The sequence below is a fragment of the Aliagarivorans marinus DSM 23064 genome (assembly GCF_000429485.1).
GTDB lineage: Bacteria > Pseudomonadota > Gammaproteobacteria > Enterobacterales > Celerinatantimonadaceae > Aliagarivorans > Aliagarivorans marinus.
On record NZ_KE386909.1, the window covers coordinates 260,371 to 279,406 of the forward strand.

The following is a 19,036-nucleotide window of genomic DNA, read 5'->3' on the forward strand; positions in this document are numbered from 1 at the left end:
GGAGTGGTAGTTCAGTTGGTTAGAATACCGGCCTGTCACGCCGGGGGTCGCGGGTTCGAGTCCCGTCCACTCCGCCAGCGATACGCAATAAACAGTTTGTCACAGCACTGAGGCCAAATCGAAAGATTTGGTTTTTTTGTATCTGCTATTCCCTCTCTGTTACCACACGTTTAGCACTCAATAATCTTAATACCAATCCACATAAGTAACTGCTCATTCTTGCTGGTTAAAATCATGGATGACAGCGTCAACACTTTTGTAATTAGCCCACTAGTCACGGCAAGCGCTTCCTCGTCCTCAATGATTTTCCCTGCGCAATCTCTGATCACTTACTTATCTGGATTGGTATAAGCGCCTTTTCCTCCGTTATTTGACCTTTCTAGCAAAAACAGCAGTTGCTCACGTTTTCCTTGGCATATTTGCCCCTTGTTAACGGACACCTCTACAAATATTGGTATTGTTAACAAGATGTAGCGCGATATGAGTGTTTGTGCTGCAGCATACTGAAACCTCTCTAGTTATCCGGGTTGCGACAGAGAGGTTTTTTACCGACTTTAAATGTAACCGGTTTCAGGGCTGTGTTTAAGCCCATGAATGTGGAGATTTATGGATGAAATCTCAACTAACTCTTGCGGTTAGCTCAGCGTTATTGCTGGGGAGTATGAGCACCGCTGTTTTGGCCGATCAGGGGATCGTGCTAAGTGGTGGCAGTGCTCAAGTCTATTTTGATGATGAAGGCTGGACGGGTGATTGGAGTTACCTGTGTGTGCAAGACTATTGTGCACAGGCTAGCCTACAGTCGGGCCAGTGGGTGCGGGAGGTTACCGAGCGCATTGTCTCGCTGGGTGAGCAGTACAGCATTCAGCTGAAGGTGCAAGATGATGCGCTGAGCCAGTATATCTCGCCAGCGCTACTGGTCACGGTCAGTGACGGCAGTGGCGGAGATAACAGCGGCGACGGCAGTGGAGGAGATGGCGGCGGTGATACCAACCAAGCGCCACAAGTCGCCTTTATCAACTTGCCAAGCGGTGTGACGGAGGGCGACAGTGTTAGCTTGCAGGTGGATGCCAGCGATGATGTTGCAGTTGCCAGCGTCAGCCTTTATCACAGTGCGCCGGGCGCGCCAGAGCAGTTGGTCGCCAGTTTGAGCGATGCGCCATATAGCTGGCAGCTAAGCAATCTAGCTGCTGGCAGCCATAGCTTTCGCGCGCGGGCCAGCGACGATCAGGGCGTGAGTAGCGACGCTTACAGCAACCTGTTTGTCGCCGCTCAAGGTGGCGAGCAGCAAGGTGCGTTGAGCACCACCGTTGCTGAGCGCTACCGGGTCAGGCATGAGCTCTCCTTTAACGACTTCAACAACTTCAATGTCGAGTACTGGGTGGCGCGCTTTGGTTACTTCACCCTCGACGACTATACCGCGCCTGATGCGGAGAGTTATCGTCAAGCCGCTTGCGGTACCACTGAGCCCTGTGTGGTGGTCACGCTAAACTCGGCGGTACCGATAGCCATGACCGATGTGTTTGGCAACGAGAAGGACTGCAACCAGCAGACCCCGAACTGGCGTTATCACAAGATCTACGGGGATGAGACTAACTTTTACTCCGGCTATGTGATGGACCTGGTGCTGAGCGATGGCTCGGTGGTGCCTGCCTGTCAGGCCACCCGCGAGCAGCGTGCCAGCGCCACCACTTGGCGAGCGGTGATGCAGCGTTGGCAGCATATTCAACGCCCCTTCGAGTATGGTGAGCAGATTGAGTTCGAAACCACCATTAGCTTCGACCGCGCCCAACTCACCGGCGATAATGTTAACTACTACGGGCAAACCTTCCGCTATGTCTTGGGGCAAGGCTTTGTGGTGAACAATCGCGATGCCATAGTCGGACCGCTAGGGGTTAACGACAGCTTCGCCCATCTTGGTGGCGCTACCACCGTGCCCCAGCTAGCGCAAAGTGGCGGTGAGCAGCAGCGTTTAGCCTTTATGCAGCATGCCTACAACCTCAGCCCAGAGCATATTCAGAGCTGGCTGCAAGGGCGCCGCTTGGTACACACCGATTTTAATACCGGTAATCATGTGGAGGAGTTGCTACCTGGCCCGCAGGCGATTGGTGGTAATCTTCCTTATCCCGAGATGGCGGGCTTGGCGGTGGATCCTATCCAACCGAGTTGCACCCAGTGTCACAACATGAATGGCAGTGGGCTGATACAGCAAAGGCAAGATGTGACGCCACCGAAGATCATCGGCATGGGCTTACTTGAAGCGATCCCAGCCGCCACCATTGAAGCCTGGGCGGCGGAGAATGGCGGCACGGTTAACTATGTCACGGTCGATGGCCAGCAGCATATCGGCCGCTTCGGTTGGCGTGCCCAGACCATGAGTGTGCGTCATCAGGTTGCCAAGGCACTGCACGATGATATGGGGATCGGCACCAGTTTTGAGGGCTTTGGCCCGGCGGTACTGCCAGATGCGCAGCTCGATGAGCTGGAGGTCTACAACAAGCTGATTGCGGTGCCCACTCCGCGCGCGAATCTGACCCAAATGCCCGGGCATCAGCTGTTTGCCCAGCTCGGTTGCGATGGCTGTCATAAAACCAGCGTGCAGACCGGGGTTGACCCTGACTTCCCTGAGCTCAGCAACCAGCTGATCCACCCCTATACCGACCTGCTGTTGCATGATTTGGGCGAGGGCTACTTCCGCACTGCGCCGCTATGGGGGCTGGGATTGACCGGGTACGTGCGTACCGGAAGTATCAACGACCTGGCCTTGATGCATGACGGTGAGGCGGCAACCTTGGATGCGGTGATGCAACGTCATGGCGGCGAGGCGCAGCAGGAGTCGGAGAACTACTTTGGCGCGTCAGCGACTCAGCGTCAGCAGTTGCTTGACTACTTGATGGCGCTGTAGCGCTCTAAGCCGGATGAAGACCCCAAGCGGGCGGCTGTTAACGCAGCTCGCTTGGGATTTTGATGGAGATCAGAGAGTGAAACGGGTTCATTAAATTGTCATTGCACTGTCACAATGGTGGGGCTTTTCAGTAGCACAATAGTTTGTAGGTACGCTGCTAAGGAGTGAGGTATGTGGTTGGCAGTTGGTCTATATATCGTGGTTAGTGTGGCATTGTTGATGGGCTTGCGCGTGTTAGAATTGCGCCAGCACCGATAGACTTTGTCTTAATTAGGTCACGCTTTTCTCTTCTATAAACTAGGTCTTCCCTGACTTGGTCATGCTGGGTTTTGTGCATTAATAAATGTAATCAAAACATAAGCTTAGTCATACTATTTTTCATCCCTTGCTGATACTATAGGTGCGCTACTGCAAGATGCAGATCGAATGGGCAGATCTATCCTTTCCCGTTTTGCGACCAGTGCCGGTGGCGGTTTTTTCCGCAACTTACTGCGCTATAACGGGTTTTAGGCGTGCCCCCTGTGGAAACAGGCCCCTCAGAATTTGCTATTGGCAGGCAGCTAAAATCTAGCGAAAGCAAGCTGCGATAATAAAAGGATTAAGCAAACACATGGAAACGATGCAACAAATACTGGCCACTCTCAGCGATTGGGTTGGAGCGGTCAATGGTTTCGTATGGGGTGTCCCCATGCTGGTTGGCATACTTGGCGTCGGTCTGTTCCTGACCATTGGCCTACGCTTTATGTCTGTTCTCAATATTCCCACCGCCTTCCGCTTACTGTGGTCTGGCCGTAATCCTGACGGCGAGCGTGCGGGTGAGATCTCCCCCTTCAACGCCCTGATGACCTCGCTGTCGGCGACCATCGGTACCGGTAACATTGCCGGTGTAGCAACGGCCATCTTCCTTGGTGGCCCGGGTGCGCTGTTCTGGATGTGGTGTACGGCGCTGGTGGGTATGGCTACCAAGTATGCCGAGGCGGTTTGTGCGGTTAAATTCCGTGAAACTGACGACCAAGGCAACCACATTGGTGGACCAATGTACTACATCAAAAATGGCTTGGGTAAAAACTGGATGTGGCTAGGTACCGCATTTGCCGTGTTTGGCACCATTGCTGGCTTTGGTATCGGCAACACTGTTCAGACCAATTCAGTCGCCGACGCAATTAATGCTACTTTTGGTGTACCACCTCTAGTATCTGGTCTAGTGATTATGGTATTGGTAGGTCTGGTGTTAATTGGTGGCGTTAAGCGCATCGCTGAAGTGGCCGGTAAGCTGGTTCCATTTATGGCGATCTCTTATGTGGCGGCGGGATTGATTGTTCTGGCTTTGAACATCACCGAAATCCCATCAGCCATCGCCCTGATTGTTCACTCTGCGTTCAACCCTGAAGCCGCGCTGGGTGGAGCTGCTGGTGTCACAATGTGGCTGGCGATCCGCTTTGGTGTTGCCCGTGGTGTGTTCTCAAACGAAGCCGGTCTGGGTAGCGCGCCGATTGCACACGCAGCGGCCAAAACCAACAACCCGGTAGAGCAGGGCTTGGTTGCCATGCTGGGTACCTTCATCGATACCATCATCGTTTGTAGCATCACAGGCCTGGCGATTGTGGTTTCAGGTGCTTGGGATTCGGGTGTTAACGGCGCCCCGCTGACAGCATTGGCCTTTGGTAGTGTGCTACCTGGCTTGGGTGAGCCGATTGTGGCCATCGCGCTGGCAGTATTTGGCTTTACCACCATTCTGGGCTGGAGCTACTACTGTGAGAAGTGTGTCCAGTACCTGTTTGGCGTGAAGTCGATTAAGGTGTTCCGGGTGATCTTCATCCTGGTAGTACCGGTGGGTACCATCGCATCGCTCGACTTTATCTGGCTGTTGGCCGATACCATGAACGCAATGATGGCAATTCCTAACCTGATTGCTCTGGCGCTGTTGAGCCCGGTGGTATTTAAGCTGACCCGCGAATTTTTCAGTTCTAAGTAACCTCTCTCACGCCCTATCGACGCACTAAAAGGTGCGTCGACTTACCCAAGCGCGCGTCCGCCGCGCTTGGGTAACATCGCTAGCATGATCAGACAGTATTCAGTTTAACCGCCTCGCTGCTGCCAGCGCAGGCAAGCTAATTGTGAGTGTTGTATGTCGAATCATAAGTTCAATCTGTATAAGTTGGCCTGGCCGGTGTTTATCTCTCAGATATCCGCAGGCTTGGTGGGTTTTGTCGACGTGGCCTTTTTCAGCCAGGTCAACGAAGACGCCGCGGGCGCGGTGGGGATTGTTTTCCCCTATTTGTTGATTGCTTTTATGCTGTTACCGATTTTGGCCACGGTGGGCATTACCGTGGCGGCGCAGCTCACCGGGGCGCGCCAGACTCAGCTGGTGTCGGCGGCATACTTTGGCAATATCTTACTGTGTACCATCATTGGTGCGGTGCTAGGGGTCTTTACCTGGTTCAATGCCGATCAGATTGGCCTGTGGTTTCAGCTAAGCGATGAGCTCAACCACTATATCTCTGAGTACCTGTTGTGGATGAGCGGCTCGTACTTGCTGCTAGCGGTTAGCTCGGCCTATGCGGCGATCATCGCGGTGAAGGGCAAGACCGTCTGGAATATGTATGTTGCCATGGCAGGTAACGTGCTTAACATCTTCCTTGATGCGGTACTGGTGTTCGGCTGGTTCGGCATCGAACCGATGGGCATTAAAGGGATTGCGATTGCCTCGCTCATTGCCTACCTGCTGGGATTGCTGCTCAATGTCTACTTGGTGCACGGTGTGGAGCGGATCCGTTTTACTCGCGACGATCTGGTCAAGCAAAAACGGGTGTTCTTGCTGTGGGTGAAGGTGGGTCCAGCCACCATGGTGGAGCCTATGAGCTACGTGATTCAACAGATGGTGGTGATGGCGATGGTCGCCTATCTGGGCGTCACCGCCATGGCGGCCAATACCTTTGTTTGGCGGCTGTTGTTTGTGGAGCTGGCCGTGGGGGGCGCCTTGGCTACTGCTGCGCAGATTATGCTGGGTCACTACGCTGGCTCGCGCGACTACTCCTTGGCCTATGACACCCTCTCTCGCAGCCTCAAGCTTGGCTGCAGCTTTGCGCTGGGCAATGTGGTGCTGTTGATCGTATTTCGCGACCAGCTCTTGGGCCTTTTTACTTCCCAGCCGGAGGTTATCAACCTTGGCTTCCAGCTGCTGCTAATGTGCCTGATTATGGAGCCGTTTCGTCAGATCAATATTATCGTTGGCCGAGCCCTAAAGGCGGTCGGTGACGCGACCTTCTCGGCTGCGGTGGGAATTGGTGCGATGATATTTGTAGTGCCGGTGGCGTATATGATTGGCATTCGCTGGGAGTATGGCCTGCTCGGCGTGTGGGCGGCATTCCTTGGCGATGAGATCTTGCGTGGCTCGGTGAACCTGTGGCGTTGGCGCAGCGGCCGCTGGCACGAGATGGCGATTATCGAGCAGGCGCCGGCAACCAGTTAAGTGATTGAGAATGGGAATGCGCTGTCGAATGCAGTTTTTGCAGGTTTCGCTCGATAGCGTGAAGTCGCCGCTGAGGATCGCAAGATTTGCAAAATATTTCTTATTCAGCGCGTTAGAGTGTTAGCTGAAGTATTCATTTGAGAGTTGTCATGTCCCCTCATCAGTTCAACCTTTATCGGCTAGCATGGCCAGTGTTTGTCTCCCAAGTAGCCGGGGGCTTGGTCGGCTTTGTCGATATCGCATTTATCAGTCAGATCAACGAGGAAGCTGCCGGCGCGGTGGGGATCGTTACCCCATATCTGCTGATTGCATTTGTGATTTTGCCGATCCTCTCGACGGTGGGAATTACTGTGGCTGCCCAGTACACCGGGGCAGGGCAGAAGCAGTTCATCAGTCCCAGTTACTTGCTGAACCTGCTGATTTGCAGCCTGTTTGGCCTGCTGTTTTTTGCGCTGACGGTGTTGTTCCATCAACAGATTGGCCTGTGGTTTAACCTAAGCCATGAAGTCAATCGCTATGTAAGTGACTACCTGTTGGTGTTTGCCCCGGCCTTTGTGTTACTCGGCGTGAGCTTTGCGTATGGCGCCATTTTGGCAGTACGGGGTAAGACTCGCTGGAACATGTATATCGCGGTGACCTCCAACGTGCTGAACATCTTCTTGGATGCGGTGTTTGTGTTTGGCTGGTTTGGCATTGAGCCGATGGGCATTAAAGGGGTCGCGCTGGCGTCGATCATCGCCTTCTCGGTTGGCTTGCTGCTCAACTTTTATGTGCTGCACAAGCTCGAAGGCATTCGCTTCAGCCGCGATGATTTTGCTAAGCAACGCGGCTTGTTGCGGCCGTTTGTCTCCATCGGTGTGCCCACCATGTTAGAGCCGTTTAGCTATGTGTTTCAGCAGATGGTGGTGATGAGCTTGGTGGCCTTACTCGGCGCAACCGCCATGGCGGCCAACACCTTTGTGTTGCGTTTGCACTTTATCGAGATTGCGTTGGGGGCGTCGCTGGCGACTGCTGCACAGATCATGCTGGGGCATTTTGCTGGCGCGCGCGAGCATGAGCGAGCCGAGCAGACGCTGTACCGGGCACTCAAGGTGTCTTGTTGTTTCGCTCTGTTCAACATGCTGCTGGTGCTGCTGTTCTATCGCCAGGTGCTGGGGCTGTTTACCAGCGACCCTGAGGTGGTGGCGGTGTCCTACCAACTAATTTTGATCTGCCTGCTGATGGAGCCTTTCCGTCAACTGAATATCGTGTTGGGGCGGGCACTCAAAGCAGTCGGTGATGCCAAGTTCCCGGCCATTGTTGGCATGGGCTTTATGTGGGCGATGATGCCGGTGGCCTATCTGGTGGGGATTGAGTGGCAGTACGGTGTGTTGGGGCTGTGGTGGTGCTTTGCCATGGATGAGGTAATCCGTGGCTCGATTAACCTGTGGCGTTGGCGCACCGGTCGTTGGCGGGATATGGCTATCGTGGAGCAGGCCCAAGCCAGTGCCGCATAGTTTGTGCGGTCAATAAAACTTAAAAAAGCGCCACAAAGGCGCTTTTTTAATGAGTGGCGGTGCTTACTTTACTTCAACACCTTTGGCTTGCAGATCGGCATGGTAGCTCGAGCGCACCAGTGGGCCACAGGCGGCATGGCTAAAGCCCAGGGCTTCGGCCTGCTCTTTGAGTTGGTCGAACTCTTCGGGCGGCACATAACGGTCGACTGCTAGGTGGTGACGGCTTGGCTGTAGATACTGACCAAGGGTTAGCATGGTCACACGGTGCTCGCGCAGGTCGTGCAGCACTTCAACGATATCTTCGTTAGTTTCGCCCAAGCCCATCATCAGGCCTGACTTGGTCGGCACATCTGGGTGCATCTCTTTAAAGCGCTCCAGCAGCTTGAGTGACCACTTGTAGTCGGCACCGGGGCGCACTTGCTTGTAGAAGTGCGGGGCGGTCTCTAGGTTGTGGTTGAACACATCTGGTGGGCAGTCGATAAAGGCTTCCAGCGCACGCTCCATCCGGCCCTTAAAGTCAGGCACCAGGATCTCAATCTGAATGCCCGGGCTGGCCGCGCGGATCTCACGGATACACTCGGCAAAGTGCGAGGCACCGCCATCGCGCAAGTCATCGCGGTCCACCGAGGTGATCACCACATAGCGCAGCTTCATATCGGCAATGGTGGCAGCCAGTTTCTTCGGCTCGTCGGGGTCCAGTGGTAGCGGTTTGCCATGGCCAACGTCACAGAAGGGGCAGCGGCGGGTGCAGATATCACCCATGATCATAAAGGTCGCGGTGCCGTGGTTAAAGCACTCTGCCAGGTTAGGGCAGGAGGCCTCTTCACACACCGAGTGCAGCTTGTGCTTGCGCATTGCTGCTTTAATCTCGTTAATCCGGGTGTTGTCTGAAGGCAGTTTGATCTTCATCCAATCCGGCTTACGCAGCATGGTCTCTTTTTCCGAGGGGATAACCTTGACGGGAATAAACGCCATTTTGTCGGCATCGCGGAGTTTGACTCCGGGCTCAAGGCGAGGTTTTTTCTTGGTTTCGGTCATTGAAATCCTCTCTGTTCAGTTACGTCACTGTAGTTGAGTTGCTTGGCAAACTGCGCGGCAACTCGCTGGGCGGCTTCTTCTACCGAAGTGGGGCCACCGAGCACACTGGTTTGTGTCATGACCAACCCGGCGTAGCCGCAGGGGTTGATCAGCAAAAACGGGTTTAAATCCATGGCGACATTCAGCGCCAGTCCATGGAAGGAGCGACCCTTGCGGATCTTCAGACCTAGCGATGCGATCTTCTGCCCATCCACGTAGACGCCGGGGGCGTCTTTCTTGGCGGCGGTCTTGATGCCGTAGTCGCCAAGCACCGCAATTAAGCAGTTCTCGATATGGCTGACCAGCTCGCGTACGCCAATGTTGGCGCGCTTCAGGTCTATCAGGGTGTAGACCACCAGTTGGCCGGGGCCGTGGTAGGTGACTTGGCCGCCCCGTTCGGTCTGAACCACCGGAATATCGCTGCTTTGTAGCAGGTGTTCCGGCTTGCCCGCTTGGCCTTGGGTGAACACCGGTGGGTGCTCGACCACCCAAAGCTCGTCGGGGCTGTGATCGTCGCGCTGCTCTGTGTAATCCTTCATTGCTGCCTGAGTGGGCAGATACGCCTGTAAGCCGAGATGGCGGACGATCAGTGGTGCCATCTTAGAGTACGTGCCTCACGTCTTCGATGGCGCCAACCTCGCGGTAGAGGCTTTCTACCTGCTCTGCGTTGGTAACCCGTACTGACAGGGTCAGCGATACGTAGTTACCTTTGCTGCTAGGTTTGCTTTTCGGTGAGTAATCACCAGGAGCCAGTCGCTGAATCACTTCCAGAACCTGTTGCTCAAGGGTGTCGTTGTTGACGCCCATGATCTTTAGCGTGAAGTCACAAGGGAACTCCATCAGCTCATCAAACTTATGTTGCATAGTCGATCCTAGTAAGACGCAGTGATTGCGTCGGGATGTAACAAAAAACGCGTTATTTTAACGCGTTTTTCGCAATTATTCTAAAACTAAGCGTTGCTATCTCACCGTTTGATAATAGCAATATCTGCTATTAACCAAACAAGTTGGCGAAGAACATCTTGATGTAGTCCATCAGGCGAGAGAATATGCCGCCTTGCTCCACTTCGTTCAAGGTGATCAGCGGATATTCAGCGATATCTTCATCGCCTAGCTGGATAAACACCTTACCCACGGTGCTGCCTTGGGCCAGCGGTGCTTTTAGCTCTTCGGTCAGCTCAAACGAGGCTTTTAGGTTCTCGGCCTGACCACGCGGAATGGTCACCGCAACATCTTCGCCCAAGCCCAGCGTGACCTGTTCTTGATCGCCCATCCAGATGCGCTGTTGAGCCAGGCTGTCGCCAGCGCTGTATGGCTTAACGGTTTCAAAGAAGCGGAAGCCCCAGTTAAACAGCTTCTTGCTCTCTGCGGCGCGGGCGTTTGGCGAGGCGGCACCCAATACGATGGAGATCAAGCGCATCTCATCTTGGGTGGCAGACGACACCAAGTTGTAGCCGGCGTTGCTGGTGTGGCCGGTCTTCATGCCATCCACGTTCAGGCTTTGGTCCCACAGCAGCGAGTTACGGTTGTGCTGGGTGATGCCATTAAAGGTGAACGACTTCTCGCTGTATACCGCGTACTGCTCTGGCAGGTTGCCGATCATCGCCTTGGCTAGGATCGCCAAGTCTTCTGCAGTGGTGTATTGGTCGTCGTCATCCAAGCCGTGGCTGTTGGCAAAACGAGTATTCGCCATGCCTAGGTGCTCGGCCCACGAGTTCATCAAGGAGGTGAAGGCATCTTCGCTACCGGCGATGTGCTCGGCCATGGCCACACAGGCGTCGTTGCCCGATTGCACCATGATGCCGCGGTTTAGATCAGACACTTTGACCTGTTTGCCCACCTCGATAAACATCTTGGAAGAATCTGGGAAGTTACGCGACCAAGCGTTCTTGGAGATAGTCACGGTATCGTCCAGACCGAGGTTACCTGATTTGACTTCATGGCCGATGATGTAGCTGGTCATGATCTTGGTCAGGCTGGCTGGGGCCAGGCGGTCTTGTTCGTTTTGCGCTGCCAATACACGACCCGAGTCGAAGTCGATAAGATAATAGGCTTTGGCAGAGATCAGCGGTGCATTGGGGATTACTTGAGGTGTCGGTGCTGCAACGCTGGAAACACTAATGATTAGTGCAGAAGCGCCGATAACCCGTTTAAGAAAACTTTTGTTCATTGTTCGCTCTTTGGCTGTTAAACGTGAACTTAAACTCCCGATCCAAAAACCTCACGGTTTCGTCGAAAGCAAACTAATTCAGATCCTGCTGGACGATGAAGGCCTGCCCGTATTCTCCCTGATGCATCAGAGCAAGGTCTTGTTCAGCCTGTCGACGGCTGTTATAGGGGCCCAGGCGCAGCTTCTGCCAGCCATTTTGTTCGATTATTTCGCTGGTTAAGCCCAGCTGTTCTAGTTGCAATTGGTGAGCCAGCAGGCTGTCCTGCTGGCGGCTTGCCATTAACTGCACATAGTATTGATGTTGTTCGATAAAGGCTAGTGCGGCAGGGGAGTTATTCTGATCTGCACGCAGCAATTTGACCTCAACCCTGCCAACGCCGCTTTTCAGCATGTCGAGCTTGTGGGCCGCGGCATAACTCAGGTCGATAATCCGATCGCCATGGAAGGGGCCACGGTCATTCACCCGCACCACCACCGATTTGCCGTTGGCCAGATTAGTCACCTGCACATAGCTTGGCAGTGGCAGGTTCTTGTGGGCGGCCGAGAGCGAGTACATGTCGTAGATCTCACCGTTGGAGGTGAGATGGCCATGGAACTTCTTGCCATACCATGAGGCCTCGCCTTGCTGCTGGTACTCCTCGATATCGCGCCATACCTGATAGCTTTTGCCGCGCACCTTGTAGTCGCGATTACCCTGCGCGCTCATCGGCTCGTCGCGCGGAGTCAGCGATTCGACATGTTGCAGATCGGGGATCTGGGTGGGCGCGGTGTCATTGCGCATCGAATAGCGAGAGGAGGAGCCGGAGCAGGCAGCGAGCAGGGCAGCAGTGGTGAGCACCGCTGCCCCTTGTAATAGGGTCTTAACTGTCATTACGTGCTTGTTTTAATTGTTGGCTGAACTGGTGTACCGCCATGGCGTAGAGTGGGCTGCGATTATAGCGGGTAATCACATAGAAGTTATCCCTTACTAACCAGTATTCGGTGTGATCGGCTTGCTCGAGGCCAAGCAGCTTCACCTTGGCGTCATCCGGCAGCTCGCCCGCCTCAGCCACGCCAGCCTCTGCCAACTGTTGCGCTTGATGGGGCAGCTCCAGCCCCTTGCTTAGCCACGGCTCAGCTTGCTCATCGCTAAGTGACACGAGATGTACCACCGGCTCACCGTAGCGCCAGCGGTGCTGGCGGAAGTAGTTGGCGACACTGCCGATGGCATCGACCTTGTCATTGAGCATATCCACCTTGCCGGTATCGCTAAAATCGACGCCGTAGTGCAGGTAACTGGAAGGAATAAACTGGCCCAGCCCCATGGCACCGGCATAAGAGCCTTTCATGTAATCCAGCTCCCAGCCTTGCTGCTCAACCAGATTCAGGTAGTGAGCGAACTCCTTGCTGAAGAACTCGCTACGCTTGGGGTAGAAAAAGCCTAAGGTGTAGAGCGCATCCAGCACCTTGTAGCGACCGGTGTGGCGGCCATAGTAGGTTTCGACACCGATGATCGCCACGATGATCTCAGCCGGTACCTGAAACTCCTGCTCGGCTTTCTCCAGCGTTTGCTGGTGCTCTTCCCAGAACGCCAGACCAGCCGCCAGCCGCTCTTCGGTCAGAAACAGGTTGCGGTACTGATGCCAGGGGCGCGACTCCCACGGGCGGGTGATGGCATCGATAATGCTCTGCTGGTAGGTGGCTTGTTCGGTGGCCTGTTGCAGGGTAGCGATGTCGATAGCAAACTCCTCACTGAGCTGCTCGAGGCGTTGCAGCCCTTGGTCATCGAGAGGCTTGGCGTGCGCGACGCCGACAAAAAACACCAAAGCAAGCAAATACCGCATAATCTTCCTTATTGGGCGTAGAGCCGTTTGTGAGTATGAACTGACATGAGAATGCCAAATCCTGCCATCAGTGTCACGATAGAAGTGCCGCCATAGGAGATTAATGGCAGCGGAACCCCTACCACCGGTAGCAGGCCACTCACCATGCCCACGTTAACAAACACGTACACGAAGAAAGTCAGGGTGATACAACCGGCCAGCAGGCGACCAAAGGCTGTTTGCGCTTGAGCCGCGATAAACATGCCGCGCCCGGTGACATACAGGTACAGGCAGAACATCGCTGCAACCCCGATAAAGCCGAACTCTTCAGCCAGTACTGCAAAGATAAAGTCGGTGTGTCGCTCGGGCAGGAAGTCGAGCTGCGACTGGGTGCCATGCAGCCAGCCCTTGCCGCCGAAGCCGCCGGAGCCGATGGCAATCTTCGACTGGATAATATGGTAGCCAGCCCCAAGCGGATCGCTTTCGGGATTAAGCAGGGTCAGTACCCGCTGGCGCTGGTAATCGCGCATCAGGAAGAACCACAGAATGGGCACAAAGCCTGAGACTAACGCTGCTGCCAGCCCCACAAGCTTCCAGCTCATGCCCGCCAGAAACAGGGCGAAAATCCCAGAGCAAGCAACCAGTAGACAGGTGCCTAAGTCGGGCTGTTTGGCGATCAGCAGCGCCGGGGCCATGGCGATCATCACGCCAATGGCCACGTACTTAAAGCGCGGCGGTAGTGGTTGGGCACTGATATAACGGGCGACCATCAACGGGACGGCCAGTTTCATGATCTCCGAGGGCTGGAAGGTCACAAAGCCCAGGTTCAGCCAACGCTGCGCGCCTTTACCAACTTCTCCCATCACCAATACCGCAACCAGCAAGGCCAGGCCTACGCCATAGGCCAGTGGTGCCCAGCGCTGGTACACATCAGGTGGGATCTGCGCCAGCACCAGCATGGCGAAAAAGGCCACGCCAAAGCGGATCAGCTGTCGTTGTACCATGGCCATGCTCTCGCCACTGGCGCTGTAGAGCACCACTAGGCTCAGGCCCATTAGTGCCAGCAGCCCAAGTAGCAGCGGCCAATCGATGTGGAAGCGCCACCATAATGACTGTTGTTGTTGTTTGTAATTCATGGCTACTCCTCGCTAGCCCCCGCGCTTTGGCCGGCGTCTTCGCCAAGAAAATAGTAATCGAATAGCTCCCGGATCACCGGGGCTGAGTTGGAGCTACCACCACCGGCGTTCTCCAGTACCACGGTGGTGACCAGTTTTGGGTCATCGTAGGGGGCATAGGCAACAAACATCGCGTTGTCGCGTAGTCGCTCGTCCAGACTGTCGGCATCGTACTCTTCATCTTCGCCCAGCGAGAATACCTGAGCGGTACCGGACTTACCGGCTACCACGTAAGGGGTGCCATCGAAGGCCTTCCAGGAGGTGCCGTTTTGCTTGTTGGTCACGCCCCACATACCTTTTAGCGCGACATCCCAGTTAACCGGGTTGTTTAGCTCAATCGGTTCTTGGTCTGGCGGCGGCATCTTCTCGAAGTGCTCGCCGTCGTCCACAGCGCGCAGCAGCTTAGGTTGGGTGCGCTTACCGCGATTGACCAAGATATTGGTCGCTTGGGTGAGCTGCAGTGGGGTAGAGGTCCAATAGCCCTGACCGATGCCCACCGAGATGGTATCGCCTTGCCACCATGGCTCTTTGTGGCGTTGGCGCTTCCACTCGCGGCTCGGCATGTTGGCCTTGCTCTCTTCGTGGATGTCGATGCCACTGTACTCGCCAAAGCCGAACTCACTCATGTACTGGTGGATGTTGTTAATGCCCGCCTCATAGGCCAGCTTGTAGTAATAGGTGTCGACACTTTGCTCGATGGCTTTGTAGACATCCACCCAGCCATGGCCCCAGCGTTTCCAATCGCGGAAGCGCCGTTCGGTGTTAGGGATCTGGAACCAGCCGGGATCCCAGATGCGCTCTTGGGGGGTGACCAAGCCCAGCTCCAGCCCCATCACCGCCAGTTGCGGCTTGATGGTTGATGCTGGCGGGTAGACACCTTGGGTGGCACGGTTGATCAGCGGGCGGTGCGGGGACTCTAGCAGGGCGGAGTAGTCCTTGCTGCTGATACCATTCACGAACAGGTTCGGATCGTAGCTAGGGCTGGATACCATCGCCAGCACACCGCTGTCGACTGGGTCGAGCACCACCGCTGAGCCGCGTCGGCCATCGAGTAGCTGTTTGGCCTTGAGCTGCAGGTTGATGTCGATGTTGAGGTGCAAATCTTTGCCCGGGATCGGCGGTACCACCTTCATGGTTCGCAGTACCCGCCCACGGTTGTTAACCTCCACCTCTTGGTAGCCCGCTTGACCGTGCAGAATGTCTTCGTAGTAGCGCTCAATGCCGAGTTTGCCGATATTACGGGTGGCCGCATAGTTGGCGCGGATCCCTTGCTCTTCAAGGCGCGCCACATCGCGGGTGTTGATCCGCGCAACATAGCCGAGCACATGGGTGAGGGCGGCGCCATAGGGGTAGTAGCGGCTTAGGCTGGCGTCGATACTGGCGCCGGGGAAGCGGTGCTGGTTAACACTAAACAGCGCTACTTGCTGCTCGTTGAGCTGGCTTTTCAGTGGTACCGGGTTAAAGCGGCGGATCTGCTTACGCTGGGTTTGGAAGCGTTCGATATCGTTGGGCGTAAGCTCGAGTAGCTCAGCCAAATCACTCAACAGCTGCTCGAGGTTGTCGGTGTTCTCGGGGATGATTTCCAGGGTGAAGTTGGGAATGTTCTCTGCCAGCAGCACCCCATTGCGGTCGTAGACCAGCCCGCGCGGAGGAGCGATGGGCACGACTCGAATGCGGTTATCGTTGGAGCGTGTGGCGTAGTTCTCGAACTGTTTAACCTGCAGGTAGTAGAGGTTTCCCAGCAGTATCGCCACAATCACCATCACAATGGTTAGCGATACCACAGAGCGGCGCATAAACAACGCCGCCTCTGCATGGTGATCCCTTAATGCAACCCTTTGCTTTGCCATGCTTCGTGCTTATTCTCGGTGATAGGGGTGGTTAGCGGTGATGCTCCAGGCCCGGTATAGGCTCTCGGCCACGATAACCCGCACCAATGGGTGGGGCAGGGTCAGCGGCGACAGTGACCAGCGCTGCTCTGAGGCCTGAATACAAGAAGGAGCCAGTCCTTCCGGGCCGCCGATAAGCAGGCTGACATCGCGCCCGTCCATCTTCCAGCCATCTAGCTGCTTGGCCAGTTGCGGGGTGGTCCAGGGCTTACCGGTGACTTCGAGGGTCACAATGCGGTTGCCTTTGGGGATGGCAGCCAGAGTGGCTTCGCCCTCTTTGTCGAGAATGCGCTTGATGTCGGCATTTTTACCGCGCTTACCGGCGGCAATCTCGACCAGCTCCAGGCTCATGTCCTTGGGGAAGCGGCGTGCATACTCCTGGTACCCTTGTTCCACCCAACCGGGCATCTTGGTACCGACGGCGAGTAACTGGATCTTCATCCGACTTTAGACTCAGCCACTGGCTCAGACCACAGTTTCTCCAATTGGTAGAAGTCTCGGGCATCATCCTGCATCACGTGTACTACCACATCGCCCAGGTCAACCAACACCCATTGGGCTTCGTCGTCGCCTTCTACGCCGAGAACTTCAAGCTCTTCGTGCTTGGCTTGCTCGCGCAGGTTGTCAGCGATGGATTTCACGTGGCGCTTAGAGTTGCCACTGCAGATCACCATGGTATCGGTGACGGAGGAGAGTTCACTTACATCAAGGCGGATAATATCCCGGCCTTTCATATCTTCAATTTTATCGACTACAAAGTCGATCAGTGTGCTGTTTTGCAACAAAGCCTTCCTGTAACGCGGTTAATAATTGCGGTTCAATATTGATTGTAACATGGCCTGATTGACAAGGTTAAGCACTGCCCTGATACAAGCCCTGTTGTTGAATATAGTTGACGACCTCGGCGGAGAGGTAATCGCTTGCCCATTGCCAGTTACCCGCCGCGCAAGCCTCGCGAAGTTCGGTGGAAGAGACCGGGTAAGGCGGTAGTTGGCAGAAATAGACCTTACCGGCTTCACTGTCTCGCAGGCTGTCGGCTTGTTCCACCTTGCGTGGTGCCAGCCACTGCGCCAAAGGCTCAGGATAGTCTGGCTGATAGCCGGGACGCGCCATCACCAGTAAGTGGGCGTAATCGGTTAACTGCTGCCACTCACGCCAGCGGCGCAGCTGATTAAATGAGTCTTGGCCCATCACGAACACCAGGCTTTGCTGGGGCTGCTCGCGCCTAAGTTGGCGCAGCGTATCCACGGTGTAGGAGCTACCACCACGCTGCACCTCGCGCCAATCGAGGCTGAGGGCGGGGTAGGGGGCAAGGCTTAGCTCCAGCAGCGCGCGACGCGATTCGGGGCTGAGGCTTTGGCGCTGCTTAAGCGGCGAGAGGGCATTGGGAATAAAGCTCACGCTGCTGGCGTTTAGGTGCGCTAACAAGGCCAACGCGCTTTGAATATGTCCTTGGTGGATTGGGTCGAAGGAGCCGCCAAATATCAGCTGCATAGTTATCTCGACATCAGGTTGAGTAGCAGGCGCTCCAGCTCCAGCCAGGCAAAGGCGCTGTCGAAGCTTTTGATCGCCTTGTCGACCTCGGCCACTTGCAGCCGCGCGCGGGTGAGCTTGGCGTCGCTGCAGCGCGGTAGGGCCTGATTAAACAGGTTTTGCCGCTTGGCCCAGATCCCATGTTTCTTGAACACCGCAGCTTGCTGCTGCGGGCCGCCTTGTTGTAGCGCTTGCAGCACCTTGAGGTCGCGCTCAATGGTCCAGTTGATCAGGGTTGGCTCATCGCCCTCGAGCCTTAGCTGCTCAAGGATTAACAGGCAGCGCTTGAGGTCGAAGGCCAACATGGCATCGGCCAGTTGGAAGGCGCTAAAGCGGTTGGCATGACTGAGGCAGCTTTCAAACTGCTCCACCGAAGGCTGCTGATCGGGCCAGCGCAGGCGGACGATCTGAATCGCCTGATCCAGCGCCAGCAGGTTGCCCTCAAAGTAGTGGATAAGCAGGGAGACATGATCGGCGCTGTGGCTAAGCTGATAGCGCCGTAGCCGCTGGCTTACCCACTGCTGCAGATGACGCCCCTCGGGCGGGTAGATGGCTACCACCAGCCCTTGCTTTTCCAGCTGCTGATACCACTTTTGCCGCTCCTGCGGCTTGCCTAACTTGGGCATGCTAAGCAACAGGCGAGTCTCCTCGCTGACCATGGGCAGCAAGGCCTCCAGTTGTTGCTGTTGGGCTTTGTCGGGCAATTTGTCGAAGTGCAGCTCGACCAGTTGGCTTTGGCTAAATAATGATAAGGCCTGAAAGCAGTCGTTTACCTCGGCCCAGCTTAGCTCGTTGTCCACCGCAAAGCGGCGGCGCTCTTCAATGCATTGTTTTTGCTGCAGCTGCTGGCGGATCCAGTCGGTGGATTCTTGCTTGATGAGGGGCTCATCGCCCCACAGCAGAAAGCAGTTGATGCCTTCTACCGCCTGGCCGCTTAGGCGCTCAGGATAGATCTTCATTCAAGGCGAACCGTGGCCAGCTGGCGCAGGATCTGATCGGCGGCCATTACGCGCAGCTCGTCATAGAGCTGTTCACTCTCACGTTGTTTGGCCAATGCCGCCAAGGGGTTGTCCTGAAAGTCGCGGTGCAGCTGTACGGTGATCGGCTGGCTCTCTTGCTCGGCGACCAGCAGGAAGCTCTCCACCCGATAGCTCATCTCGTACTCGGCGGTTTGACCGTTGGAGAATAGCGACAGGGTGCGCTTGGTGAGGTTCTCACGGCCCAGCTGTAGTGTCGGTACCCCCTCGCGAGCTTGGTCCAACACTTCAATGTGGCTGAGCTTTAGTCGCCGTACCACCTCACGGGTGAGCGGGCTGAACTCATCGTAAGAGGAGACATAAATCTGATTCAGCTGTTCATCAATCAGGTAGCTGCCACGGGGCTTAAAGCCACATGCACTGAGAATCAGTACGCTAAGCAGTGAAGTCAGTAGCAGCTTGCAGGCGTTGCTCATATTCCATTTCCGATAAATAAAGGGCGCGAATGACGCGCCCTGTTCAATCTATGTAGCCGTCATACAA

The 19,036-nt window shown here is 55.4% G+C and carries 17 protein-coding genes and 1 tRNA gene; 5 read left to right on the forward strand and 13 right to left on the reverse strand.

Going from position 1 to position 19,036, the window contains the following annotated elements; all coding sequences use genetic code 11:
* The 5 genes from G461_RS0120835 (at position 1) to G461_RS0120865 (ending at position 7,870) form a co-directional block, all read left to right on the forward strand.
* Positions 1 to 77 (forward strand) — tRNA-Asp (locus G461_RS0120835).
* A gap of 533 nt (positions 78 to 610) precedes the next feature.
* Positions 611 to 2,902, forward strand: a complete 2,292-nt coding sequence (locus G461_RS25725) for a di-heme oxidoredictase family protein (RefSeq protein WP_051333736.1) — start codon at positions 611 to 613, stop codon at positions 2,900 to 2,902.
* A gap of 619 nt (positions 2,903 to 3,521) precedes the next feature.
* On the forward strand, positions 3,522 to 4,877 hold the full coding sequence (locus tag G461_RS0120855) for an alanine/glycine:cation symporter family protein (protein WP_026973300.1): 1,356 nt from the start codon (positions 3,522 to 3,524) through the stop codon (positions 4,875 to 4,877).
* A 153-nt stretch (positions 4,878 to 5,030) separates the two neighbouring features.
* Entirely contained in the window at positions 5,031 to 6,374 is a 1,344-nt protein-coding gene (locus tag G461_RS25075; protein ID WP_051333737.1) for an MATE family efflux transporter, read from the forward strand.
* Between the two features lie 149 nt (positions 6,375 to 6,523).
* Positions 6,524 to 7,870 carry an MATE family efflux transporter gene (locus G461_RS0120865; protein WP_035480954.1) on the forward strand — a complete coding sequence of 449 codons (1,347 nt, stop codon included), beginning with the start codon at positions 6,524 to 6,526 and terminating at the stop codon, positions 7,868 to 7,870.
* A gap of 63 nt (positions 7,871 to 7,933) precedes the next feature.
* Here G461_RS0120865 and lipA read toward each other — a convergent pair whose 3' ends face one another.
* The 13 genes from lipA to G461_RS0120930 form a co-directional block, all read right to left on the reverse strand.
* Positions 7,934 to 8,908, reverse strand: a complete 975-nt coding sequence (gene lipA, locus G461_RS0120870) for a lipoyl synthase (protein WP_035478631.1) — start codon at positions 8,906 to 8,908, stop codon at positions 7,934 to 7,936.
* Complete coding sequence (gene lipB / locus G461_RS0120875; protein ID WP_026973302.1) at positions 8,905 to 9,546, reverse strand: lipoyl(octanoyl) transferase LipB; 642 nt, start codon at positions 9,544 to 9,546, stop codon at positions 8,905 to 8,907. The genes lipA and lipB overlap by 4 nt, the downstream gene beginning before the upstream one ends.
* A gap of 1 nt (position 9,547) precedes the next feature.
* Positions 9,548 to 9,811 carry a DUF493 family protein YbeD gene (gene ybeD / locus G461_RS0120880; protein ID WP_026960697.1) on the reverse strand — a complete coding sequence of 88 codons (264 nt, stop codon included), beginning with the start codon at positions 9,809 to 9,811 and terminating at the stop codon, positions 9,548 to 9,550.
* 130 nt (positions 9,812 to 9,941) lie between these two features.
* Positions 9,942 to 11,117 carry a serine hydrolase gene (locus tag G461_RS0120885; RefSeq protein WP_026960696.1) on the reverse strand — a complete coding sequence of 392 codons (1,176 nt, stop codon included), beginning with the start codon at positions 11,115 to 11,117 and terminating at the stop codon, positions 9,942 to 9,944.
* A gap of 73 nt (positions 11,118 to 11,190) precedes the next feature.
* A complete protein-coding gene (locus G461_RS0120890) occupies positions 11,191 to 11,988 on the reverse strand; it encodes a septal ring lytic transglycosylase RlpA family protein (RefSeq protein ID WP_051333739.1) in 798 nt (265 codons plus the stop codon).
* The gene (mltB, locus tag G461_RS25080) at positions 11,978 to 12,940 is read right to left on the reverse strand and encodes a lytic murein transglycosylase B (RefSeq protein WP_035480957.1); all 963 of its coding nucleotides are present in this window, start codon (positions 12,938 to 12,940) and stop codon (positions 11,978 to 11,980) included. The genes G461_RS0120890 and mltB overlap by 11 nt, the downstream gene beginning before the upstream one ends.
* Positions 12,941 to 12,948: 8 nt before the next feature.
* Positions 12,949 to 14,055: a rod shape-determining protein RodA gene (rodA, locus tag G461_RS0120900; RefSeq protein WP_026973304.1), complete on the reverse strand. Its 1,107-nt coding sequence runs from the start codon at positions 14,053 to 14,055 to the stop codon at positions 12,949 to 12,951.
* 2 nt (positions 14,056 to 14,057) lie between these two features.
* Positions 14,058 to 15,944, reverse strand: a complete 1,887-nt coding sequence (gene mrdA / locus G461_RS0120905) for a penicillin-binding protein 2 (protein WP_026973305.1) — start codon at positions 15,942 to 15,944, stop codon at positions 14,058 to 14,060.
* Positions 15,945 to 15,953: 9 nt separating this feature from the next.
* A complete protein-coding gene (rlmH, locus tag G461_RS0120910; RefSeq protein ID WP_026960692.1) occupies positions 15,954 to 16,424 on the reverse strand; it encodes a 23S rRNA (pseudouridine(1915)-N(3))-methyltransferase RlmH in 471 nt (156 codons plus the stop codon).
* Positions 16,421 to 16,765: a ribosome silencing factor gene (rsfS, locus tag G461_RS0120915; RefSeq protein WP_026960691.1), complete on the reverse strand. Its 345-nt coding sequence runs from the start codon at positions 16,763 to 16,765 to the stop codon at positions 16,421 to 16,423. The genes rlmH and rsfS overlap by 4 nt, the downstream gene beginning before the upstream one ends.
* 70 nt (positions 16,766 to 16,835) lie before the next feature.
* Positions 16,836 to 17,477, reverse strand: coding sequence for a nicotinate-nucleotide adenylyltransferase (gene nadD / locus G461_RS0120920; RefSeq protein WP_035480961.1), 642 nt, complete (start codon positions 17,475 to 17,477; stop codon positions 16,836 to 16,838).
* Positions 17,478 to 17,479: 2 nt separating this feature from the next.
* Positions 17,480 to 18,475, reverse strand: coding sequence for a DNA polymerase III subunit delta (gene holA / locus G461_RS0120925; protein WP_026973307.1), 996 nt, complete (start codon positions 18,473 to 18,475; stop codon positions 17,480 to 17,482).
* The gene (locus G461_RS0120930) at positions 18,472 to 18,969 is read right to left on the reverse strand and encodes an LPS-assembly lipoprotein LptE (protein ID WP_026973308.1); all 498 of its coding nucleotides are present in this window, start codon (positions 18,967 to 18,969) and stop codon (positions 18,472 to 18,474) included. The genes holA and G461_RS0120930 overlap by 4 nt, the downstream gene beginning before the upstream one ends.
* Positions 18,970 to 19,036: the final 67 nt, after the last annotated feature.